The sequence below is a fragment of the Streptomyces sp. NBC_00234 genome (assembly GCF_036195325.1).
In the GTDB taxonomy this organism is placed as follows: domain Bacteria; phylum Actinomycetota; class Actinomycetes; order Streptomycetales; family Streptomycetaceae; genus Streptomyces.
Map to the genome: position 1 here is coordinate 2,052,682 of NZ_CP108101.1, position 20,841 is coordinate 2,073,522.

Annotated in this window: 20 protein-coding genes; 9 read left to right on the top strand and 11 right to left on the bottom strand. The window is 72.1% G+C overall.

Features of this window, described 5'->3' with window-relative positions:
- Nucleotides 1–110: 110 nt before the first annotated feature.
- The 3 genes from pepN to OG230_RS08910 all read right to left on the bottom strand — a co-directional run bounded on the left by pepN (nt 111) and on the right by OG230_RS08910 (nt 4,033).
- Nucleotides 111–2,615: an aminopeptidase N gene (gene pepN, locus OG230_RS08900; RefSeq protein WP_328909597.1), complete on the bottom strand. Its 2,505-nt coding sequence runs from the start codon at nt 2,613–2,615 to the stop codon at nt 111–113.
- A 187-nt stretch (nt 2,616–2,802) separates the two neighbouring features.
- A complete protein-coding gene (locus OG230_RS08905) occupies nt 2,803–3,129 on the bottom strand; it encodes a chorismate mutase (RefSeq protein WP_328909598.1) in 327 nt (108 codons plus the stop codon).
- Nucleotides 3,130–3,154: 25 nt separating this feature from the next.
- Nucleotides 3,155–4,033 carry a helix-turn-helix domain-containing protein gene (locus OG230_RS08910; RefSeq protein WP_328911350.1) on the bottom strand — a complete coding sequence of 293 codons (879 nt, stop codon included), beginning with the start codon at nt 4,031–4,033 and terminating at the stop codon, nt 3,155–3,157.
- Nucleotides 4,034–4,195: 162 nt separating this feature from the next.
- Here OG230_RS08910 and OG230_RS08915 point away from each other — a divergent pair, with 162 nt between their 5' ends.
- Nucleotides 4,196–6,004 carry a glycoside hydrolase family 35 protein gene (locus tag OG230_RS08915; RefSeq protein WP_328909599.1) on the top strand — a complete coding sequence of 603 codons (1,809 nt, stop codon included), beginning with the start codon at nt 4,196–4,198 and terminating at the stop codon, nt 6,002–6,004.
- Nucleotides 6,005–6,017: 13 nt separating this feature from the next.
- On the opposite strand, the gene OG230_RS08920 is transcribed toward OG230_RS08915, so the two are convergent.
- Entirely contained in the window at nt 6,018–6,794 is a 777-nt protein-coding gene (locus tag OG230_RS08920) for a S1 family peptidase (protein WP_328909600.1), read from the bottom strand.
- Between the two features lie 235 nt (nt 6,795–7,029).
- On the opposite strand from OG230_RS08920, the gene OG230_RS08925 reads away from it, so the two are divergent.
- Complete coding sequence (locus OG230_RS08925) at nt 7,030–7,923, top strand: hypothetical protein (protein WP_328909601.1); 894 nt, start codon at nt 7,030–7,032, stop codon at nt 7,921–7,923.
- A 69-nt stretch (nt 7,924–7,992) separates the two neighbouring features.
- On the opposite strand, the gene OG230_RS08930 is transcribed toward OG230_RS08925, so the two are convergent.
- Nucleotides 7,993–8,970, bottom strand: a complete 978-nt coding sequence (locus OG230_RS08930; RefSeq protein WP_328909602.1) for an SDR family oxidoreductase — start codon at nt 8,968–8,970, stop codon at nt 7,993–7,995.
- Nucleotides 8,971–9,059: 89 nt separating this feature from the next.
- Here OG230_RS08930 and OG230_RS08935 point away from each other — a divergent pair, with 89 nt between their 5' ends.
- From OG230_RS08935 to OG230_RS08950, 4 genes are read left to right on the top strand one after another with little or no spacing between them, the layout of a single operon-like run.
- A complete protein-coding gene (locus tag OG230_RS08935) occupies nt 9,060–9,809 on the top strand; it encodes an enoyl-CoA hydratase family protein (protein ID WP_328909603.1) in 750 nt (249 codons plus the stop codon).
- An 11-nt stretch (nt 9,810–9,820) separates the two neighbouring features.
- A complete protein-coding gene (locus tag OG230_RS08940; protein WP_328911351.1) occupies nt 9,821–10,675 on the top strand; it encodes a CoA transferase subunit A in 855 nt (284 codons plus the stop codon).
- Complete coding sequence (locus tag OG230_RS08945; protein ID WP_328909604.1) at nt 10,672–11,412, top strand: CoA-transferase subunit beta; 741 nt, start codon at nt 10,672–10,674, stop codon at nt 11,410–11,412. Before OG230_RS08940 ends, OG230_RS08945 begins: the two co-directional genes overlap by 4 nt.
- Nucleotides 11,412–12,458, top strand: coding sequence for an NAD(P)H-dependent flavin oxidoreductase (locus OG230_RS08950; protein WP_328909605.1), 1,047 nt, complete (start codon nt 11,412–11,414; stop codon nt 12,456–12,458). Before OG230_RS08945 ends, OG230_RS08950 begins: the two co-directional genes overlap by 1 nt.
- Before the next feature lie 238 nt (nt 12,459–12,696).
- On the opposite strand, the gene OG230_RS08955 is transcribed toward OG230_RS08950, so the two are convergent.
- The 5 genes from OG230_RS08955 to OG230_RS08975 all read right to left on the bottom strand — a co-directional run bounded on the left by OG230_RS08955 (nt 12,697) and on the right by OG230_RS08975 (nt 17,699).
- A complete protein-coding gene (locus OG230_RS08955; RefSeq protein ID WP_328909606.1) occupies nt 12,697–14,361 on the bottom strand; it encodes a DEAD/DEAH box helicase in 1,665 nt (554 codons plus the stop codon).
- A 166-nt stretch (nt 14,362–14,527) separates the two neighbouring features.
- On the bottom strand, nt 14,528–14,731 hold the full coding sequence (locus tag OG230_RS08960; protein ID WP_015607926.1) for a cold-shock protein: 204 nt from the start codon (nt 14,729–14,731) through the stop codon (nt 14,528–14,530).
- 298 nt (nt 14,732–15,029) lie between these two features.
- Nucleotides 15,030–16,187 carry an acetyl-CoA C-acetyltransferase gene (locus OG230_RS08965; RefSeq protein WP_328909607.1) on the bottom strand — a complete coding sequence of 386 codons (1,158 nt, stop codon included), beginning with the start codon at nt 16,185–16,187 and terminating at the stop codon, nt 15,030–15,032.
- A gap of 21 nt (nt 16,188–16,208) precedes the next feature.
- On the bottom strand, nt 16,209–16,820 hold the full coding sequence (locus OG230_RS08970; protein WP_328909608.1) for a TetR/AcrR family transcriptional regulator: 612 nt from the start codon (nt 16,818–16,820) through the stop codon (nt 16,209–16,211).
- Nucleotides 16,821–16,850: 30 nt separating this feature from the next.
- Nucleotides 16,851–17,699 (bottom strand): SDR family oxidoreductase, encoded by an 849-nt coding sequence (locus OG230_RS08975; protein WP_328909609.1) that lies wholly within the window; start codon nt 17,697–17,699, stop codon nt 16,851–16,853.
- A 45-nt stretch (nt 17,700–17,744) separates the two neighbouring features.
- On the opposite strand from OG230_RS08975, the gene OG230_RS08980 reads away from it, so the two are divergent.
- Nucleotides 17,745–18,890, top strand: a complete 1,146-nt coding sequence (locus tag OG230_RS08980; RefSeq protein ID WP_328909610.1) for an acyl-CoA dehydrogenase family protein — start codon at nt 17,745–17,747, stop codon at nt 18,888–18,890.
- Nucleotides 18,890–19,876 (top strand): acyl-CoA dehydrogenase family protein, encoded by a 987-nt coding sequence (locus tag OG230_RS08985; protein ID WP_328909611.1) that lies wholly within the window; start codon nt 18,890–18,892, stop codon nt 19,874–19,876. Before OG230_RS08980 ends, OG230_RS08985 begins: the two co-directional genes overlap by 1 nt.
- 22 nt (nt 19,877–19,898) lie before the next feature.
- On the opposite strand, the gene OG230_RS08990 is transcribed toward OG230_RS08985, so the two are convergent.
- On the bottom strand, nt 19,899–20,396 hold the full coding sequence (locus tag OG230_RS08990) for a pyridoxamine 5'-phosphate oxidase family protein (RefSeq protein WP_328909612.1): 498 nt from the start codon (nt 20,394–20,396) through the stop codon (nt 19,899–19,901).
- Between the two features lie 153 nt (nt 20,397–20,549).
- On the opposite strand from OG230_RS08990, the gene OG230_RS08995 reads away from it, so the two are divergent.
- Nucleotides 20,550–20,837: a hypothetical protein gene (locus OG230_RS08995; protein ID WP_328909613.1), complete on the top strand. Its 288-nt coding sequence runs from the start codon at nt 20,550–20,552 to the stop codon at nt 20,835–20,837.
- The last annotated feature ends 4 nt before the right edge of the window (nt 20,838–20,841 follow it).

Consider the following 20,841-nt stretch of genomic DNA (forward strand, 5'->3'; position numbering starts at 1 on the left):
TACTGCTGATCGATGGGGTGGGTTTGCCGGGGGTTCGCCTGCTATGCGGGTGCCCGGCCGCCCTCGGGAGGGTGGCCGGGCACGGGTGCTGCGGGTCGGGTGCTGGTGGGTCAGTGGGCGTCGCGGACGGCGAGGGCGCGGCGGAGGTCGTCGAGCTGGTCGATGAGCTTGCGGCGCAGTGCGGGGATGAGTGCCTGGTCGTCGAGGGCGCGGGTGCCGAGGGCGAGGCTTTCGGCGTCCACGGTGGTGGCGGGGAAGGCGTAGCGGCCGGCCGCTTCGGCGATGGCGGGGCCCCGGCGGACGGCGAGGGCGGTCGCGTCGGGGTAGTAGCGGGAGACGTAGTCCTGTACGAGTTCGGCCTGTTCGGGCTGCCAGAAGCCCTGGGCGGTGGCGGTGAAGAGGTAGTTGGAGAGGGAGTCGTCGGTGAACATGGACTGCCAGGCGGTGGCCTTCGCCTCGGGGGTGGGGAGGGCGGCCCGGCAGCGGGCGGCGCCTTCCTGTCCGGTGGCGCTGGGGTCCTGGGCGAGTTCGGCGTCGATGGCGGTGTCGTCGGTGGCGCCGAGGACGGCGAGGCGGGTGAGGATGCGCCAGCGGAGTTCGGGGTCGAGCTCGGGTCCGCCGGGGACGGTGCCGCCTGCGAGCCAGTCCTGGATGGCTTCGGGCTGGGTGGCGGCGTCGATGAAGTGGCGTACGGCGATGAGGCGCAGGCCGGGGGCGGAGCCGTCCTCGGTGCGGCGGATGAGGTCGCGGCAGATGGCGGTGAGGGTGGCGAGGGCCGTGCGGCGTTCCTCGGACGGCAGGAAGCGGCCGGCGATGTGGAGGGACGCGAAGGAGAGGACGCCCTGGACGACGGCGAGGTCGGTCTCGTGCGGGAGGTGGGTGCGGGCGGCGGTCAGGTAGTCGGCGGGGGCGAGTTCGCCGTCGCGGACCATGTCGCGTGCGGTGTTCCAGACGAGGGCGCGGGTCAGCGGTTCGGGGATGCCGGAGAGCGACTGTACGACGGTGTCCCAGGACTCGGGGTCGAGGCGGACCTTGGCGTAGGTCAGGTCGCCGTCGTTGAGGACCAGGAGGGCGGGGCGGCGGCCGGGCAGGGTGGTGGCGGACTCGCCCTGGGGGACGTCGAGTTCGAAGCGGTCGCGCAGGACGAGGCGTACCGGTCCGGACTGGGTGTCGAGGGAGTGCTCGTATGCGCCGACGGCGATGCGGTGGGGGCGGCTGCCGTCGCGGTCGACGGTGAGGGACCACTGGCCGTCGCTCTCGGCGACCTGTGCGGTGAGGGTGTCGATGCCGGTGGTGCGCAGCCACTGCTCGGCCCAGGCGTGGACGTCGCGGTCGGTGGCGGAGGCCAGGTTGTCGATGAAGTCGGCGAGGGTGGCGTTGGCGAACTTGTGGCGGGCGAAGTGGGTGTTGATGCCGGCCAGGAAGTCCTTCTCGCCGAGCCAGGCGACGAGTTGGCGCAGGGCGGATGCGCCCTTGGCGTAGCTGATGCCGTCGAAGTTGAGGAGCGCGGACGCGGTGTCGGGGACGGCGTCGGGGTCGGGGGCGACGGGGTGGGTGGAGGGGCGCTGGTCGGCGTCGGAGCCCCAGCCCTTGCGGGCGACGCCGAATTCGACCCAGGTGTCGGTGAAGCGGGTGGCTTCGGTGAGGGTCTGGTAGCCCATGTACTCGGCGAAGGACTCGTTGAGCCAGATGTCGTCCCACCAGGAGAGAGTGACGAGGTCGCCGAACCACATGTGGGCCATCTCGTGGGAGATGACCATGGCGCGGGTCTGGCGTTCGGTGTCGGTGACGGCCGAGCGGTAGACGAACTCGTCGCGGAAGGTGACGAGGCCGGGGTTCTCCATGGCGCCCGCGTTGAACTCGGGGACGAATGCCTGGTCGTACGAGTCGAAGGGGTAGGGCTCCTCGAACTTCTCGTGGTACCGGTCGAAGCAGGCGCGCGTGATGTCGAGGATCTCGTCGGCGTCGGCGTCGAGGTGCGGGGCGAGGGAGCGGCGGCAGTGGATGCCGAAGGGCAGTCCGGCGTGCTCGGTGGTGATCGAGTGCCAGGGGCCCGCGGCGACGGCGACGAGGTAGGTGGAGATGAGGGGGGTGGCGGCGATGGACCAGCGGCCGTCCCCGGTGTGCTCGGCGATGCCGTTGCCGAGGACGGTCCAGCTGTCGGGGGCGGTGACCGCGATCTCGAAGACGGACTTGAGGTCGGGCTGGTCGAACGCGGCGAAGACGCGCTGGACGTCGTCCATGAACAGCTGGGTGTAGACGTACGTCTCACCGTCGGTCGGGTCGGTGAAGCGGTGCATGCCTTCGCCGGTGCGGGAGTAGCGCATGGCGGCGTCGGCGCGCAGTTCGTGCGGGCCGGCGGTGAGCGCGGTGAGGGGGTAGCGGTTCCCGTCGAGGAGTTCCGGGTCGAGGGGCTGCCCGTCCAGCGTGACGGAGTGCAGGGTGGCGGGCTTGAGCTCGACGAACGTGTCCCCGGCCGCGTGGGCGGTGAAGTGGATGACGGTGCGGGAGTCGAAGGTCTCCTCGCCCGTGGTGAGATCGAGGTCGATCGTGTACCGGTGTACGTCGAGGAGCTGGGCTCGGGTCTGCGCTTCGTTGCGCGTCAGTACGGACATGCGCCCATGCTGCCGTACGGCTGCGAGGCTGTGCAGCCGGGTTCTCGCAGGGCTGAGCGCGGGCCCGGCGCGGGGCTGGGCGCAGGACCGGCGCAGGGCGGGCGCAGCTTCGGGCGCGGGCCCGGCACGGGGCTTGGCGCGGGCCGGCGCGGGGCTGAGCGCGGGCCGGCGCGGCCCGGCGGGGTGCCTACGCGGTGTCGCCGTTCGCGGACTCGTCCGCGATCCGTTCGTGGTGGCGGATGACTTCGGCCACGATGAAGTTCAGCAGCTTCTCGGCGAAGGCCGGGTCGAGTTTCGCGCTCTCCGCGAGCTGCCGCAGCCGGGCGATCTGACGCCCTTCGCGGGCCGGGTCGGCGGGCGGGAGCTGGTGCTCTGCCTTGAGGTGGCCGACCTGCTGGGTGCACTTGAAGCGCTCGGCGAGCATATGGACGACTGCGGCGTCGATGTTGTCGATGCTCTCGCGCAGCCGGTTCAGTTCGGCGCGTACGGACTCGTCGATGTCGCTCGTGGTCATGGTCAGCGAGCTTAAACGAGTCGTGTCACGGGGTGATCGTCGGCGGGTGGTCCGGGTCGGGGATGCGGTCGCTCCAGCCGCCCGGGACGCTGCGCCCCTGCTGTTCGCGGAAGCGGACGGGGGCGGTGCCGACGCGGCGGGCGAACAGCCGGGAGAAGTAGGCGGGGTCGTCGTAGCCGACGCGGCGGGCGACGGCGGCGACGGGGAGGTCCGTCGCGACGAGGAGTTCCTTGGCGCGGCCCAGCCGTATGCCCAGCAGGTAGTCCTTGGGGCTGCACCCGGCGCCCCGCCGTACCGCGGAGCGCAGTTCGGCGGGTGTCATGCCGTGGCGGGAGGCGTGCTCGGCGACGGAGAGCGGCTGGAACGCCTCGCGGGCCAGGGACTGGAGCACCGGGTCGCCGTCCGGCCCGATGTCGGCGCGGGCCCGGCGCAGGGACACGAGGAGTTCGTGGACGGCGGCGCCGGTCTCCACTTCGAGGAGCGGGTTGCCGCGGCGGGCGGCGCGCACGATGCGGCTGACGGCGGCGCGCGGGCCGGCGGTGTCGGAGAGCGGGACGAGGGGGCGGTCGGGTTCGATGCAGCCGAGTTCGGTGTACGTCGTCGTGGCGGGGCCGGTGAAGTCGACGAAGCTCTCGTCCCAGCCGGTGGCCGGGTCGGCCCCGTAGTGGTGGGGTGTGCCGGGGGTGAGCCAGATGAGGCTGGGCGCGGTGACGGACACGCGCCTGCCGTCCGGGCCGATGAACCAGCCGCTGCCCGAGTTGATGATCACCGCGACGTGGTGGTCGAGTGTGCGCGGACCGACCGTCGGCAGGGCGCCGTGCTGGAGGCCGACGCCGAGACAGACCAGGCCAAGCCGGTGGTGGAGCGGGCTGGGAGTGAAGAAGCGCATCCATGTGTGGTACATCGGCCTGCCTTCCTCGCGTGCTTCGTTCTGCTTCACGTTGTGTCCAAACAGCAGTGATCTTTGTCCATGGACCGGCCGTACGCCAGAGGGCGACAGTGGGACCGACCGGCACCTGGGGGGCCGGCCGGGGTACACCGAAGCACACAGGAGAGTACGAGCACGATGCCTGACTTCACCGTGGGGGACGACCACTTCCGGCTCGACGGAGAGCCCGTACGGCTGTTGTCGGGGGCGATGCACTACTTCCGGGTGCACGAGGAGCAGTGGGATCACCGCTTGTCGATGCTGCGTGCCATGGGGCTCAACTGCGTCGAGACGTACGTGCCGTGGAATCTCCACGAGCCGCGTCCCGGCCGGTTCCGTGACGTGGACGCGCTCGGCCGGTTCCTGGACGCGGCGCACCGGGCCGGTCTGTGGGCGATCGTGCGCCCGGGGCCGTACATCTGCGCCGAGTGGGAGAACGGCGGGCTGCCGGTCTGGGTGACGGGTCGGTTCGGGCGGCGGGTGCGGACCCGTGACGCGGAGTATCTGGCGGCGGTGGAGCGGTGGTTCCGGGAGCTGCTGCCGCAGGTGGTCCAGCGGCAGATCACCCGCGGCGGTCCGGTGATCATGGTGCAGGCGGAGAACGAGTACGGGAGCTACGGCAGCGACCGGGTGCATCTGGAGCAGCTGACGGGGCTGCTGCGGCAGTGCGGGATCACGGTGCCGCTGTTCACCTCCGACGGGCCGGACGACCACATGCTGACCGGTGGTTCCGTGCCGGGGCTGCTGGCCACGGCGAACTTCGGGTCGGGTGCGCGGGAGGCGTTCGGGGTGCTGCGCCGCCATCAGCCGAAGGGGCCGCTGATGTGCATGGAGTTCTGGTGCGGCTGGTTCGAGCACTGGGGTGCCGACCCCGTCGTACGCGATCCGGCGGAGGCCGCCGGGGCGTTGCGGGAGATCCTGGAGTGCGGGGCGTCCGTGAACGTCTACATGGCGCACGGCGGGACGAACTTCGCGGGCTGGTCGGGTGCGAACCGTTCGGGTCCGCTGCAGGACCAGGAGTTGCGGTCCACGGTGACGTCGTACGACTACGACGCCCCGGTCGACGAGTACGGGCGGCCCACGGAGAAGTTCTGGCTGATGCGCGAGGTGCTCGCCGCGTACGCGGACGGGCCGCTTCCGGAGCTGCCCCCGCCGCCCGCCGCGCTCGCGGAGACGGTGCGGGCGGAGCTGACGCAGTGGGCGCCCCTGGCGGGCGTACTGGACGCGCTGGGTGATCCGGAGACGCCGGAGAGCGGGGTTGCGCCGACGTTCGAGGAGCTCGGCGTGGACCGGGGTCTGGTGCGCTACCGGGTCGACGTGCCGGGCCCGCGCCGGCCGTACGCGCTGGGCGTGGTGGGGCTGCGGGACCGGGCGGTGGTGTACGTGGACGGCGTCCGGGCCGGTGTGCTGACCGAGGAGGACGCCACCCTCGCGGAGCCGGTCGCGGGTCCCGCGCAGGTCGAACTGTGGGTGGAGTCGCTGGGCCGGGTCAACTACGGCCGGCGGCTGGGTGAACCGAAGGGCATCACCGGCGGGGTGCTGCACGAGCGGCAGTTCCTGCACGGGGTGCGGGCCGGTGCGCTGCGGCTGGACGCCTTCGACGGCGCGGAGGGGGTCTCGGCGGTCGCGTTCCGTGGCGTCGACCGTTCCGTGGCCGGGCGGCGCGGCCTGTTCCGGGGGACGTTCGAGGCACCCGCCTCGGGTACCGGCGACGCCGGTCTCGAACTGCCGGGCTGGACCCGTGGGTTCGTCTGGGTGAACGGGTTCTGCCTGGGGCGCTACTGGTCGGCCGGCCCGCAGGAGACGCTGTACGTGCCGGGTCCGGTGCTCCGGGCGGGCTCCAACGAGGTGTGGGTGCTGGAGCTGGAGGGGTCCGGCGATCCGTTCGTGGAGCTGGGTCCGGGGGTGCCCGTCCGGACGGGCACCCCCGGGGATGTTCAGTCGTGACCGGGCAGCGGGATCAGAGGGTGGCCGCCGCCGAGGCGATGGCGGCGGCGAAGGTCGAGACCTCGGTGTACACACCGGGGTAGCCGGCCCGTGCGCAGCCCTCGCCCCAGCTCACGATGCCGACCTGGAGCCACGCTCCGGCGCTGTCCTTGCGGAACATGGGGCCGCCGGAGTCGCCCTGACAGGTGTCGACGCCGCCGGTGGCGAGGTATCCGGCGCAGAGTTCCTCACCGGGGACGAGGGAGCCGCCGTACGCGTCCTGGCAGTCGGCGTCGGAGACGTACGGCACGGTCGCCTTGAGGAGGTAGCGCTGCTGGCCGCCGCCCTCGGTGGCGGCGCCCCAGCCGGCGACGGTGAAGGTGCCCTGGTTGTAGGCGGTGGTCGTGGCGATCTTCAGTGTCGGCTGGTTGACGGGCGAGGCCAGCTTGATCAGCGCCCAGTCCTTGCCCGTGCCGTTGTAGCCCGGGGCCCGGAGGACCTTGGTGGACCTGACCTTGACGGCGGAGGACGACTGGAGGTCGACGACACCCGTGGTGGCGACGATCGAGGTGTTGTTGCCCGACGCGCCGACGCAGTGCGCGGCGGTCAGGACGATGTCCTTGGCGTAGAGCGCGCCGCCGCAGCCCATGGAGAGCCGGACCATGAACGGGAACTCGCCCTGGGCCGCGCGGGTTCCGCCGACGACGGGAGCGGGGGCCGCGGAGGCTCCGGCGGGCTGGAGGCTGACGGTGGCGAGGGCCACGGCGGCTATGACGGTGCATCTTTTCAGTGCACGCAGAAGCTGCTTCAAGGGACTGCCTTCTTTCGTGGGGGGTTGCTGTGGGGGGTACGCGCCCCGGTCGGAGTCCTGCCACAGGCAGTTCTCGGCATGAGCCCGACAAAGGCGTGAGTCGGATTATCGGGAAGCGATCACCGCGTCCACAAGGCGTACTTTCCGGCCATGTCCACCTGGTGCGGACCGGCTCGCCCGCCCGCCGGTCCGCTTACAGTGGAGGTCCGTTGAGCGTCACGGATGGGGGTCCGGCGTGGGTGACGGCAGCCCGGTGGTCCATGGATATCCGCATCTCGACACCGTCCGGTCCGCGATCAACGCGCTCTACCGGCGGATCTCCCACGAGGGCATGCACGCGTACGCGACGAGCCTCGTCCCCGCCGACGCGGCCTTCTCCGACGCGGACGACCTCCATCTCGGCACCCAGCGGGTGGCCCGCGCGATGGTCCAGCATCTGCGGCTGCCCGAGGCGCGCATGATCGTGGGCTTCCGGCGGATGGAGCATGCCGCCGGCGTGGAACTGGCGGCGGGGCCCGAGTACTTCATCGAGCTCAACGACCGGTTCCGTACGCATCGCCGGGACATCGGCGCGGCGCTGGCCCACGAGGTCATGCACGTGCTGCTGCACCGGCTCGGGCTGGAGTTCCCGGGCACCCGCGACAACGAGATCCTCACCGACACCGCGGCGGCCTATCTCGGCGCGGGCTGGCTGCTGCTGGACGCCTTCCGCGAGGACGCCACCTCCAGCCAGAAGCTCGGGTACCTCACCCCGGAGGAGTTCGGGTACGTCCTGGCCAAGCGGGCGCTGGTCTTCGACGAGGACCCCTCGCCCTGGTTCACCAGCGTGCAGGCGTACGCGGCGTACACGAAGGGGCGGGAGCTGGCCCTGCGTGACGGCCGGCAGCCGCCGCTGAGGGAGGCGGGGTGGGCGGGCCGCCGCCGGTACGCCAAGGACCGCCGGTACGCGGGCGAGCACCCGGGAGCCGCCGCCGACCCGGCGCTCCCGTACGCCTTCGAGGGGGACGGCCAGGAGCTCCGGGTCTCCTTCTGCTGCCCCACCTGCCACCAGCGCATCCGGGTCCCGGTCCGCGGGCGGGTGCGGGCGCGGTGCGGGCTGTGCCGGACGGTTCTGGAGTGCGATACGTGAGGGATGCCGGGGCTTCGTAGCCGGAGGCCGTGACCGTGGTGGCCGGGGGGCCGTCCCGGTCGCCGGCCCTCAGGTGCCGGACGGGCCGGGGCCGGCGGGACGGGCCGGCGGTGCGGAGGGCGTCGCCCCGTACACCGCTCCGGGGGCTTCCGCCTCCTTCAGCAGGCCACGGACCGCCTCCCCCGCCTCCTCCGGCGCCCACCGGGCTCCGCGGTCCGCCGTGGGGCCCGGCCGCCAGCCCTCCATCACCGTGATCCGGCCCGCCTCGGCTTCGAAGACCCGCCCCGTCACCCCGTCGCTCGCGGCCGAACCGAGCCACACCACGAGCGGGGAGACGTTCCCCGGGGCCATCGCGTCGAACGAGCCGTCCCCGGGCGCCGCCATCGTCTCCGCGAACGTCTGCTCGGTCATCCGGGTGCGGGCCGCCGGAGCGATCGCGTTGACCTGGACGCCGTACCGGCCCAGTTCGGCTGCGGCGACGAGGGTGAGGGCGACGATGCCGGCCTTCGCGGCGGCGTAGTTGCCCTGGCCGACGCTGCCGAGCAGCCCCGCGCCCGAACTGGTGCTGATGACCCGGGCCACGGGCGTGCGTCCCGCCCGGGACTCCGCCCGCCAGTGCGCCGCCGCGTGCTTCAGCGGCAGGAAGTGGCCCTTGAGGTGGACCCGCATCACGGCGTCCCAGTCCTCCTCGGCCAGGTTCACGAGCATCCGGTCCCGCAGGAAGCCCGCGTTGTTGACCAGGGTGTCCAGCCGCCCGAAGGCTTCCAGCGCGTCCGCGACCAGCGACGCCGCCCCTTCCGTCGTCGCGATGTCCCCACCGTTGACCACCGCTTCGCCGCCCGCAGCGACGATCTCGTCGGCCACCTGCCGGGCCGGTCCCGCCGAGACGCCGTCGCCCGCGGGGCCGACCCCGAGGTCGTTGACGACGACCTTCGCCCCTGCGGCGGCGAAGGCCAGGGCGTGGGCCCGGCCGAGACCGCGCCCCGCTCCCGTCACGACGACGACCCGGCCCGCGCAGAGTCCGGTACTGCCCACGGTCGCGGTCATCTCTCACATCTCCCCTGTTGGCGTTGCGGAGGCAGGCTGCTACCTTCCACACCTAACAAATGTTTGGTGGAAAGGTAGCTGATCCGCTCATGGGTGTCTCCACCTCACGCCCCACCGAAGCCGTTTCCGTCGTCACCGTCGACCACCCGCCCGTCAACGCCCTTCCCGTACAGGGCTGGTACGACCTCGCCGACGCGGTCCGCGCCGCGGGCCGCGACCCCGGGGTGCGCTGCGTCGTCCTGGCCGCGACCGGGCGCGGCTTCAACGCGGGCGTCGACATCAAGGAACTGCAGAGCGATACGGGCCACGGCGCCCTGATCGCGGCCAACCGCGCGTGCTTCGAAGCCTTCGCCGCCGTGTACGAGTGCGAGGTCCCGGTCGTCGCCGCGGTGAACGGCTTCTGCCTGGGCGGCGGCATCGGACTCGTCGGCAACGCCGACGTGATCGTGGCGAGCGAGGACGCCACCTTCGGCCTGCCCGAGCTGGACCGCGGCGCGCTCGGCGCGGCCACCCACCTGGCCCGCCTGGTCCCGCAGCATCTGATGCGCACGCTGTACTACACCTCGCGCACCGTGACCGCCACCGAACTCCACTCCCACGGCTCGGTCTGGAAGGTCGTACCGGCCGAGGAACTCATCGGCGCGGCACTGGAGGTGGCCGGGGAGATCGCCCACAAGGACGGGTACCTGATCCGGCTGGCCAAGGCCGCCATCAACGGCATCGACCCGGTGGACGTACGCCGCAGCTACCGCTTCGAGCAGGGCTTCACGTTCGAGGCCGGTCTCAGCGGGACCGCCGACCGCGTCCGCGACACCTTCGGCAAGGAGGCACGACCGTGACCGACAAGACCATGACCCCGGAGGAAGCCGTCGCCCGGCTGGACAGCGGCATGACGATCGGTATCGGCGGCTGGGGATCGCGCCGCAAACCGATGGCACTGGTACGGGCGTTGCTCCGCTCCCCGGTCACCGACCTGACCGTGATCGCGTACGGCGGTCCCGATGTCGGCCTGCTCGCCGCGGCCGGAAAGATCCGCAAGCTGGTGGCGGCCTTCGTCACGCTCGACTCGATCCCCCTGGAACCGCACTTCCGCGCGGCCCGCGAGCGCGGGGCGTTCGACCTGACGGAGATCGACGAGGCGATGTTCATGTGGGGGCTGCACGCCGCCGCCAACCGCTTACCCTTCCTTCCCGTACGGGCCGGCCTCGGCTCCGATGTCATGCGGGTCAACCCGGGCCTGCGGACGGTCGCTTCGCCGTACGAGGACGGCGAGGAACTGGTCGCGATGCCCGCCCTGCGGATGGACGCCGCGCTGGTCCACGTCAACCGTGCGGACCGGCTGGGCAACGGCCAGTACCTGGGACCCGACCCGTACTTCGACGACCTGTTCTGCGAGGCCGCCGACACCGCGTACGTCTCCTGCGAACGGCTCGTCGAGACCGCCGAACTGACCGCGGAGGCAGCCCCGCAGACCCTCCTCGTCAAACGGCACACCGTCACCGGCGTCATCGAGACCCCGAACGGTGCGCACTTCACCTCCTGCACCCCCGACCACCCCCGCGACGAGGCGTTCCAGAAGGCGTACGCCACCGCCGCGGCGGACCCCGACGCCTGGGCGGCGTTCTCCGAACGCTTCCTGCCCGCGCACGGCACCGAGAAGGACTACCAGTCCGCCGTCCAGACCTGGCACGAGGAGCGGAAATGACGACACGGGCGGTCACCCGGGCCGAGTACTGCGTGATCGCGTGCGCCGAAGCCTGGCGCGACAACGGCGAGGTGCTCGCCAGCCCGATGGGCCTGATCCCGTCCGTCGGCGCCCGTCTCGCCCGGCGCACCTTCTCCCCCGGGCTTCTCCTCACCGACGGCGAGGCACTGATCGTCGGCCCCGACGGCACCACGGAGGGCTGGCTGCCGTACCGCCAGCACCTGGCCATGGTCACCGGCGGACGGCGGCACGTGATGATGGGCGCCAGTCAGATCGACCGCTTCGGCAACCAGAACATCTCCTGCATCGGTGACTGGAACCGCCCCGCCCGACAGCTCCTCGGGGTCCGCGGCGCACCGGTCAACACCCTGAACAACCCGGTCAGTTACTGGGTCCCGAAGCACTCGCTCCGGGTCTTCGTCGAACGCGTCGACATGATCAGCGGCGTCGGTTACGACAGCGCCGCGGCGGCGGGCCCTTCGGCGGCCCGCTACCACCGCATCCCGCGGGTCGTCACCGACCTCGGGGTCTTCGACTTCGCGACCCCCGACCACTCCATGCGGCTGGCCTCGCTGCACCCCGGGGTCACCGTCGAACAGGTCCGCGCGGCCACCGGATTCACGCTGACGATCGCGGACGAGGTCCCGGACACCCGCGAACCCACGGACGAGGAGCTCCGCCTGATCCGCGAGGTCATCGACCCCGCGGGCACCCGCGACCGCGAGGTACGGGTCTGATGCGCACCCCGCTCACCGAACTCGTCGGCATCCGGCACCCGATCGTGCAGACGGGCATGGGCTGGGTCGCCGGCCCCCGGCTCGTCTCCGCCACCGCCGAGGCGGGCGCACTCGGCATCCTGGCCTCCGCGACGATGACCACCGACCAGCTGCGCACGGCGGTGCGCGAGGTCAACTCCCGTACGAGCGCGCCGTTCGGAGTGAATCTGCGCGCGGATGCCGGTGACGCCCGCGAGCGGGTGCGGATCATCGTGGAGGAGGGGGTGAAGGTGGCGTCCTTCGCGCTTGCCCCGTCGAGGGATCTGATCGCGGAGCTGAAGGACGCGGGTGTCGTCGTCATTCCGTCGGTCGGCGCACGGCGCCATGCCGAGAAGGTCGCCGCGTGGGGTGCGGACGCGGTGATCGTGCAGGGCGGCGAGGGGGGCGGGCACACGGGTGACGTGGCAACGACCGTGCTGCTGCCGCAGGTTGTGGACGCGGTCGGCATCCCGGTGATCGCGGCGGGCGGGTTCCACGACGGCCGGGGCCTGGTCGCGGCACTGGCCTACGGGGCCGCCGGGATCGCGATGGGGACGCGGTTCCTGCTGACGTCGGACTCCACGGTCCCGGACGCGGTGAAGGCCCGCTATCTGGCGGCGGGCGTCAAGGACGTCACGGTGACGAGGGCCGTGGACGGGCTGCCGCACCGGATGCTGCGTACGGAGATGGTGGCCGCGCTGGAAGGTGCGGGCCGGGTGAGGGCCCTGGCGACGGCGGTGCGCAGTGCGTCAGCCTTCCGACGGATCTCCGGGCTGAGCCGACGCCGGATGGTGCGTGACGGCCTCGCGACGAAACACGGCAAGGACCTGTCGTGGAGCCAGATCCTGCTGGCCGCCAACACCCCCATGCTGCTGAAGGCCGCCATGGTCGACGGCCGGACGGATCTCGGGGTGATGGCGTCGGGCCAGGTCGCGGGGGTCATCGAGGACCTGCCGAGCGTCGCGGACCTGGTGGACCGGGTGATGGAGGAGGCCCGCCGCACCCTGGGGGCCCTGCCACCGGTCTGACGGGCCGGGCCCGTCGGACCGGGCGCGGAGCGGTGACCGGGTGACCGGTCACCGCTCCGTCGCGCCAGGCAGTGCCCTAGGGCCTCTCGTTGGGATCATGCCGGGCTCGCGTGCCCTGGCGCGCGCACCCGCGGCGTTGTCGTCGGTCGCCGACGCTCCGCGTCGACTCCCTCCTCCGCCTTGCAGCTGCCCACACCAGACCCCGCTCCCTGATCCGGCCTGATCCAAACGAAAGACCCTAGGCGGCCCGGCGACCGCGTGCGGCCGAGCCGCCGCGACCGGAGCCGGAGCCCGCGCGGCCCGCCCCGGCGCCACGGGACTCGCCGCCGCCACGGCCTGCGCCACCACGGACCGCACCGGTGCCCGCACCCGTACCGCCCGAGCGCGCCTCGCCACCGGCACCGCCGGCACCCGAGCCGCCACGACGGCCGCGACCGCGGCTTCCGGAGCGGAATCCGCCGGCCGTCGCACCCGCCGCGCCGCCACCCGACCGCGTACGCGGCTTCGGCTGGGTCGGCTGCGGGACCTCGACGACGATCGCGATGCCGGAGGGCTCGCGGGCCCCCGTGATCCGGGTCAGTTCCTCGTCGCTCGACTTGATGCGGGTGGTGCGCGGGTCGATGCCGGCGTCCTGCATCAGCCGGGTCATCTCCCGCTTCTCCTCGGGCAGCACCAGCGTGACGACGCTGCCGGACTCCCCGGCGCGCGCCGTGCGCCCGCCGCGGTGGAGGTAGTCCTTGTGGTCGGTGGGCGGGTCCACGTTGACGACCAGGTCGAGGTCGTCGACATGGATGCCGCGGGCCGCCACGTTGGTCGCGACGAGCGCGGTGACCTGGCCGGTCTTGAACTGGTCCAGGGTCCGGTTGCGCTGCGGCTGGGACCGGCCGCCGTGCAGGGCGGCAGCCCGTACACCGCTGGCGAGCAGCCGCTTGGCGAAACGGTCGGCGGCGCGCTTGGTGTCGACGAACATGATCACGCGTCCCTCACGGGCGGCGATCTTGAGGGCGACGGCCTTCTTGTCGGTCTCGTCCATGACATGCAGCACGTGGTGCTCCATGGTGGTGACCGCACCGGCGGACGGGTCGACGGAGTGCACGACCGGGTCGGTCAGGAACATCTTGACCAGCCGGTCGATGTTCTTGTCCAGGGTCGCGGAGAACAGCATCCGCTGTCCGTCCGGCTCGACCTGCTTGAGCAGGGCGACGACCTGCGGCATGAAGCCCATGTCGGCCATCTGGTCGGCCTCGTCGAGGACGGTGATCGCGACGTCGTCGAGGCGGCAGTCGCCGCGCTCGATGAGGTCCTTGAGCCGGCCGGGCGTGGCGACGAGCACCTCGGCGCCGCGGCGCAGCGTGCCCGACTGCTTGCTGATCGACATTCCGCCGACGACGGTGGCGAGCCGCAGGTTCACGGAGGTCGCGTACGGCGTGAGGGCGTCGGTGACCTGCTGGGCGAGCTCACGGGTCGGGACGAGGACGAGCGCCAGCGGGGCGCGCGGCTCGGAGCGCCGGCCCGCGGTACGGGCGAGCAGGGCAAGGCCGAAGGCCAGCGTCTTGCCGGAACCGGTGCGGCCACGGCCGAGGATGTCCCGGCCGGCCAGCGAGTTCGGCAGGGTGGCGCCCTGGATGGGGAAGGGCTCGGTGACGCCCTGCGCGGTGAGCGTCTTGAGCAGTGCTGCGGGCATGTCCAGCTCGGCGAACGCCTCGACGGCGGGCAGGGCGGGGGTCATGGTTTCCGGCAGGGCGAACTCACCCTGCGGAGGCGTGGCGCGGCGGCGGGCCGGTGCCTTGCCGGCTCCCCGGCCGGATGCCTTGGCGGTTGCCTGTGCCTGGGCCGGGCCACGTCCCCTGGTCGGACGGGTGCGGGTGGTGGCCGGTCGGTCCTGGCGTTCGGAGCGGGTCATACGGAATTGCCCTCCTGGGGGATTCCTGGGTTACTGCGGACTGCTGGATGGACTGCTTGATGTGCGCCCCAGGATGCAGCACAAAGCGGGATGTCCCGGAGACAGCACAAACCGGGGCCCGCACCTTCACGGTGCGGGCCCCGGTTGCGAGGTACGCGTCCGGCAATTAGGCCGGGACGATGTTCTCCGCCTGCGGGCCCTTCTGGCCCTGCGTGACGTCGAAGGAGACCTTCTGGCCCTCCTGGAGCTCACGGAAGCCCTGGGTGGCGATGTTGGAGTAGTGGGCGAAGACGTCGGCGCCGCCGCCGTCCTGCTCGATGAAGCCGAAGCCCTTTTCCGAGTTGAACCACTTCACGGTTCCAGTAGCCATGTCGATCTCCTAAAAGAGGTGCAGTGCCGGAAATCCGCACTTTACGAATTCCAAGTCGCCGCATTGAGCCCCACCCGGAGAAAGCCGGAAAACAATAAAGCGCCTGAGGAAGCATTCCCGTCAGGCGCACATAAAGTTCATGGGTACCAAAACTGCAACTGGACCACCGTAGCACGTCCTCTCGTCCGGCGGCGGCTCCCGCCACTCCGCGGGACGGAAAACTTTGCTGACCAGGGGGGTCGCGGGGGCTCTTCCCCCGGCGTTCCCGGGCCGTTCACCCCAGGGTCCGCCCTGCCGTTCAGAGCCGTTCGACGATGGTGACGTTGGCCTGTCCGCCGCCCTCGCACATGGTCTGGAGGCCGTAGCGGCCCCCGGTGCGCTCCAGTTCGTGCAGGAGGGTCGTCATGAGCCGGGCGCCGGTCGCCCCGAGGGGGTGGCCGAGCGCGATCGCGCCGCCGTTGACGTTGACCCGCCCGGGGTCCGCGCCGGTCTCCTTGAGCCAGGCCAGCACGACCGGCGCGAACGCCTCGTTGATCTCGACCAGATCCATGTCGTCGATCGTCATCCCGGCCTTCTTCAGCGCGTACGCGGTGGCGGGGATCGGCGCCGAGAGCATCCTGATCGGGTCCTCGCCGCGTACCGAGAGGTGGTGGACGCGGGCGCGCGGGGTGAGGCCGTGTTCCGCGACGGCGCGCTCGGAGGCGATGAGCAGGGCCGCGGCTCCGTCGGAGACCTGGGAGGAGCAGGCGGCGGTGATCGTGCCGCCGTCCAGGACCGGCTTCAGTCCGGCCATCTTCTCCAGGGTGGTGTCCCGGCGCGGCCCCTCGTCCGCGGTGACGTCCCCGTACGCGACCGTCTCGCGCGCGAAGCGGCCCTCGTCGATGGCGCGGACCGCCCGCTGGTGGGAGGTGAGGGCGAACTCCTCCATGTCGCGGCGGCTGATGCCCCACTTCTCGGCGATCAGCTGGGCGCCGTGGAACTGGTTGACCGGCTGGTCGCCGTACCGGGCGCGCCAGCCCTCGCTGCCCGCGTAGGGGCCGCCCGTCAGGCCGAGGGGCTCGGCGGCCTGACGCGAGGCGAAGGCGATCGGGATCTGCGTCATGTTCTGGGTGCCGCCCGCGACGACCAGGTCCTGGGTGCCGGAGAGCACTCCCTGGGCGGCGAAGTGCAGGGCCTGCTGGGAGGAGCCGCACTGCCGGTCGATGGTGACGCCGGGGACCTCCTCCGGCAGGCCCGCCGCCAGCCAGCAGGTGCGGGCGACGTCCCCGGCCTGGGGTCCGACCGTGTCGAGGCAGCCGAAGACGACGTCCTCGACGGCCGCCGGGTCGATCCCGCTGCGGGCGACGAGCGCCTTGAGGACGTGTGCGCCGAGGTCGGCGGGGTGGACGGCGCCGAGACCTCCACCGCGCCTGCCGACGGGGGTGCGTACCGCTTCGACGATGTATGCCTCGGCCATGACTGCTGCTCCTCGGGTGGGTTAGGTGCGCAGGGCGATACCGTCCAGCACCATCGAGAGGTACTGGCGTGCGATCTCCTCGGGGCTGTGCTGTCCGCCGGGCCGGTACCAGGAGGCCGCGACCCAGACGGTGTCGCGGACGAAGCGGTACGTGAGGCGGATGTCCAGATCGGCGCGGAAGACCTGGTCGGCGACGCCGCGCTCCAGCGTGCCGAGCCACGCCTTCTCGAACTTCTGCTGCGAGTCGGCGAGATAGCCGAAGCGCGGCTGTGTGGAGAGGTGCTTGGACTCCTTCTGGTAGATGGCGACGGCGGCGCGGTGCCGGTCGATCTCCCGGAAGGACTCGGTGACGAGTGCCTCGATGGTCTCCCTGGGGCCGAGCCCGGCGCCCAGCACCGCGTCGTATCCCTTCCAGAGCTCGTCGAGGAAGGTCGAGAGGATTTCGTCGACCATCGATTCCTTGGAATCGAAGTGGTAGTAGAGGCTGCCCGCGAGCATCCCCGCCTCGTCCGCGATCTTGCGGACGGTGGTGGCGTTGTATCCCTGCGCGGCGAAGACCTCGGCGGCGGTGGCGAGCAGTTCGCGGCGGCGCGCGGGCGAGGGGGTCACCTGGGGCTTCTTCTTGGTAGGCACCCGCCCATTGTCCGCCCGGTCCGCACCGTGTCAGGCATGCTGACTGCTGACGGAGACGACCTCGCCCGTCATGTACGAGGAGTAGCCGCTCGCGAGGAAGACGATGACGTTGGCGATCTCCCAGGGCTCGGCGTACCGGCCGAAGGCCTCCTTCTCGGTGAGCTCCGCCAGCAGGGGCGCGGAGGTGACCTTCACCAGGTGCGGGTGCATGGCGAGGCTGGGGGCGACCGCGTTGACGCGGACGCCGTAGGCGGCGGCCTCGACGGCCGCGCAGCGGGTGAGCGCCATGACGCCCGCCTTGGCGGCGGCGTAGTGGGCCTGGCCGGTCTGGGCGCGCCAGCCGATCACGGAGGCGTTGTTGACGAGGACGCCGCCGCGGCCCGATGCCTTCAGTGAGCGCAGGGCGGCACGGGTGCAGCGGAAGGTGCCGTTCAGGGTGACGTCGAGGACCGTGGACCACTGGTCGTCGGTCATCTCGGTGAGTTCGGCGGTGCCGCCGAGCCCTGCGTTGTTGACGACGATGTCGAGGCCGCCGTGGGTCTGTTCGGCGTGGGCGAAGAGGGCCTGGACCTGGTCCTCGTCGGTGACGTCGCAGGGCTGCGAGGCGACCCGGTCGGGACCGAACTCCTCGGCGAGTGCCCGCTCGGTCTCCTTGAGCCGCCGGGCGTGTGCGTCGCCGATGACGATCCGTGCGCCCTCCTCCAGGAATCTGCGTGCGGTGGCGCCGCCGATTCCCGTGCCCGCGGCTGCCGTGACGACGGCTGTGCGGCCGGCCAGCAGCCGGTGTCCCGGTACGGGGCGGGGCGGCCCGGTGCCGGTGCCCGGCCGGTTCGCGCCGTTCGGGTCTTCCGCGGCTTCCGCTTCCTCGACGGTGGTCATGGCCGTACGTTAATCTACCAAACACTTGTTAGGGAAGGATGGCCGATGGATCTGTCGCACACCGCCGCGGAGCACGCCTTCCGCGCCGAGGCCCGGGAGTGGCTGCGGGACCGGGTCCCGTCCCGCCCCCTGCCCTCGCTGGAGACGGCCGAGGGCTTCGCGGCCCACCGGGAGTGGGAGGCGCGGCTGTACGCGGACCGCTGGTCGGTCGTCTCCTGGCCCGCGGAGTACGGGGGGCGGAGCGCCGACATCTTCGGATGGCTCGCCTTCGAGGAGGAGTACTACGCGGCGGGCGCGCCCGGCCGGGTCTCGCAGAACGGCATCAACCTCCTCGCCCCGACCCTCTTCGACCACGGCACGGCCGCGCAGCGGGCCCGGATCCTGCCGCCGATGGCGAGCGGCGAGGTGATCTGGGCGCAGGCGTGGTCCGAGCCGGAGTCCGGCTCGGACCTGGCCTCGCTGCGTTCGCGCGCCGTGCGCACGGACGGCGGCTGGCTGCTGACGGGCCAGAAGACCTGGTCCTCGCGGGCCGCGTTCGCCGACCGGGCCTTCGGGATCTTCCGTACGGACCCGGGGGCCGCGAAGCCCCATCACGGGCTGACGTATCTGATGTTCGACCTGTCGGCGCCCGGGGTCACGGTCCGGCCCGTGGGGCGGCTGGACGGCAAGCCGGCGTTCGCCGAACTCTTCCTCGACGAGGTGTTCGTGCCCGACGAGGACATCATCGGGGAGCCCGGCCAGGGCTGGCGGATCGCCATGTCGGCGACGGGCAGCGAGCGGGGGCTGACCCTGCGCTCCCCCGGCCGCTTCCTGGCCGCCGCGGACCGGCTGGCCGCGCTGTGGCGTACGCACGGCGACCCGTCGGACACCGGGCTGCGGGACCGGGTCGCGGACGCGGTGGTGGGGGCGCGCGCGTACCAGCTGTTCACCTGCGCGCACGCGTCGCGCTTCGCGGCGGGAGACACGATCGGCGCGGAGTCGAGCCTGAACAAGGTGTTCTGGTCCGAGTACGACATCGCGCTGCACGAGACGGCGCTCGACCTGCTGGGCCCGGACGCGGAGCTCGCGGACGGCGAGTGGGCGCAGGGGTACCTCTTCGCTCTCGCCGGCCCCCTCTACGCGGGCACGAACGAGATCCAGCGCGACATCATCGCCGAGCGGCTGCTCGGCCTGCCGAAGGGGCGGCGCTGATGCGATTCCTGCTCGACGACGAACAACGGGAGTTCGGCCGGTCGCTGGACGCGATGCTCGGTGCCGCCGGCACGCCCGCGGCGGTACGGGCGTGGGGCGCCGGGGACCACCGGCCCGGGCTGACCCTGTGGTCGCGGCTCGCGGAGGCCGGGGTGTTCGCGCTCGCGGTGCCGGAGGCGTACGGGGGCGTGGGGCCGCTGCCGGTCGAACTCGCCGTCTCCTTCGTGGAGCTGGGCCGGCACGCGGTTCCCGGTCCGGTGGTGGAGACGGTCGCCGCCTCGGTGCTGCTGAGCGTGACCGGCGGCCCCGCGGCGAAGGACTGGCTGCCCCGGCTGGCCGACGGCACGGCTTCGGCGACCCTGCGCCTGGACGGGCCGTACGCGCTGGACGCGGACGTGGCGGACGCCGTGTTCACGGTGTGCGGGGAGGAGCTGTGGCTGGCGTCCGGGCCGGGGCCGTTCAGCGCCTCCGCGGACCCCGCGCGACGACTGTTCTCGCCGGACAGCGGGGGAACGCTGCTGGCCCGCGGCCCGCGGGTGGCCGAGGGGGCCGCGGCGGCGGCCGACTGGGCGGCCTTCGTGACGGCCGCCCAGGCGCTGGGTGTCGGGGAGTCGTTGCTGCGCTCCACGGTGGCGTACGTGAAGCAGCGGACCCAGTTCGGTGCGGCCGTCGGGTCCTTCCAGGCCGTCAAGCACCGGCTGGCCGACACGTTGACCGCGCTGGAGTTCGCCCGGCCGCTGCTGTACGGGGCGGCGATGTCGCTGGCGGAGCCGGACGCCCGCCCCCGGACCGGGGCGGATGTCGCGGCGGCCAAGCTGGCGGCGGGCGAGGCGGCGTACGCGGCGGCCCGCACCGCGCTCCAGCTGCACGGTGCGGTGGGCTACACGGAGGAACTGGACCTCGCACTGTGGCTGCGCAAGGCACGGCCGCTGCGGGACGCGTGGGGGGCTCCTGGGGCGTGCCGGGCCCGGGTGCTCGCGGGGTGAGCCGGCCGGGCCCGGCCCGGCGTCACGTGGCCGGGCTCTCCTCGTTGGTCCGCCGGACCGTACGCAGCGGCAGGCCCGGGCGCCACACCTGTACGACCAGGGTGTCGCCGCCCTCCAGGCCCGTGTGGACCACCTCCGTCAGTTCCGTGCGGAACAGGTGGAACGGCTGCGGCGGGTTCGCGTCCTCGATGAAGCGCGCCAGCATCTCCGGGTCGGTGATCTCCACCGCGCGGCCGGAGATCCGGACGTCGCCGTCCGCCATCTCCGCGTCGGGTCCCGGGTTGGCCTGCACCCCGAACCTCGGGTCCCGCCGCAGGTCCAGCGCCTTGCGGGAGTTCGGCATCATGCCGAACAGCAGCTCGTCGAAGCGGAAGTCCACTTCGAGGCCGGTGACCCGGGGGGATCCGTCCTTGCGGAGGGTCGCCAGGACATGGTGCTTGTACAGCTGGAACCGCTTCTGCACGGTCTCGGCGAACGCCGGCTCCGCCGTCCTGAAATCTGCCCACGAACTCGATGTCATGGAACCAGGAAACACGGGAATCCCGACATCTTCTGTCCGGATTACCCGAAGGTCACCCGGGCGGATGCTGCTGTGCGCCGGACGTGGTGTTCTGGAAGGGGTACGGCCGCGTTCCGCGGCGGGGGGCCGGCCCTCCGACCGAGGTGATTCTCCATGGCGATCTTCATGAAGGCCACACTGCCCGGCATCACCACCGACCAGTACGACGCACTCAACGCCGAACTCCAGGCCCTTCCCGGCGACACGTTCGCCGGGTGTCTTTCGCACGTCTGCGTCCCGACCGACGCGGGCCTGGAGATCTACGACCTCTGGGAGTCCCAGGAGGCGATGGACAAGTTCGGCGCGGTGATCATGCCGGTCGCCGAGAAGATGGGCATGCCCCCTTCGCCCGAACCGCCGGCCGCCCTGCCGGTGCACAACCACTGGGTACCGGGCGCGTAGAGGC

Coding starts and splice junctions, on each gene's coding strand:
- pepN (WP_328909597.1), bottom strand. CDS start 2,615: ATGTCCGTACTGACGCGCAACGAAGCGCAGACCCGAGCCCAGCTCCTC.
- OG230_RS08905 (WP_328909598.1), bottom strand. CDS start 3,129: ATGACCACGAGCGACATCGACGAGTCCGTACGCGCCGAACTGAACCGG.
- OG230_RS08910 (WP_328911350.1), bottom strand. CDS start 4,033: ATGTACCACACATGGATGCGCTTCTTCACTCCCAGCCCGCTCCACCAC.
- OG230_RS08915 (WP_328909599.1), top strand. CDS start 4,196: ATGCCTGACTTCACCGTGGGGGACGACCACTTCCGGCTCGACGGAGAG.
- OG230_RS08930 (WP_328909602.1), bottom strand. CDS start 8,970: ATGACCGCGACCGTGGGCAGTACCGGACTCTGCGCGGGCCGGGTCGTC.
- OG230_RS08935 (WP_328909603.1), top strand. CDS start 9,060: ATGGGTGTCTCCACCTCACGCCCCACCGAAGCCGTTTCCGTCGTCACC.
- OG230_RS08940 (WP_328911351.1), top strand. CDS start 9,821: ATGACCCCGGAGGAAGCCGTCGCCCGGCTGGACAGCGGCATGACGATC.
- OG230_RS08945 (WP_328909604.1), top strand. CDS start 10,672: ATGACGACACGGGCGGTCACCCGGGCCGAGTACTGCGTGATCGCGTGC.
- OG230_RS08950 (WP_328909605.1), top strand. CDS start 11,412: ATGCGCACCCCGCTCACCGAACTCGTCGGCATCCGGCACCCGATCGTG.
- OG230_RS08955 (WP_328909606.1), bottom strand. CDS start 14,361: ATGACCCGCTCCGAACGCCAGGACCGACCGGCCACCACCCGCACCCGT.
- OG230_RS08960 (WP_015607926.1), bottom strand. CDS start 14,731: ATGGCTACTGGAACCGTGAAGTGGTTCAACTCGGAAAAGGGCTTCGGC.
- OG230_RS08965 (WP_328909607.1), bottom strand. CDS start 16,187: ATGGCCGAGGCATACATCGTCGAAGCGGTACGCACCCCCGTCGGCAGG.
- OG230_RS08975 (WP_328909609.1), bottom strand. CDS start 17,699: ATGACCACCGTCGAGGAAGCGGAAGCCGCGGAAGACCCGAACGGCGCG.
- OG230_RS08980 (WP_328909610.1), top strand. CDS start 17,745: ATGGATCTGTCGCACACCGCCGCGGAGCACGCCTTCCGCGCCGAGGCC.
- OG230_RS08985 (WP_328909611.1), top strand. CDS start 18,890: ATGCGATTCCTGCTCGACGACGAACAACGGGAGTTCGGCCGGTCGCTG.
- OG230_RS08990 (WP_328909612.1), bottom strand. CDS start 20,396: ATGACATCGAGTTCGTGGGCAGATTTCAGGACGGCGGAGCCGGCGTTC.
- OG230_RS08995 (WP_328909613.1), top strand. CDS start 20,550: ATGGCGATCTTCATGAAGGCCACACTGCCCGGCATCACCACCGACCAG.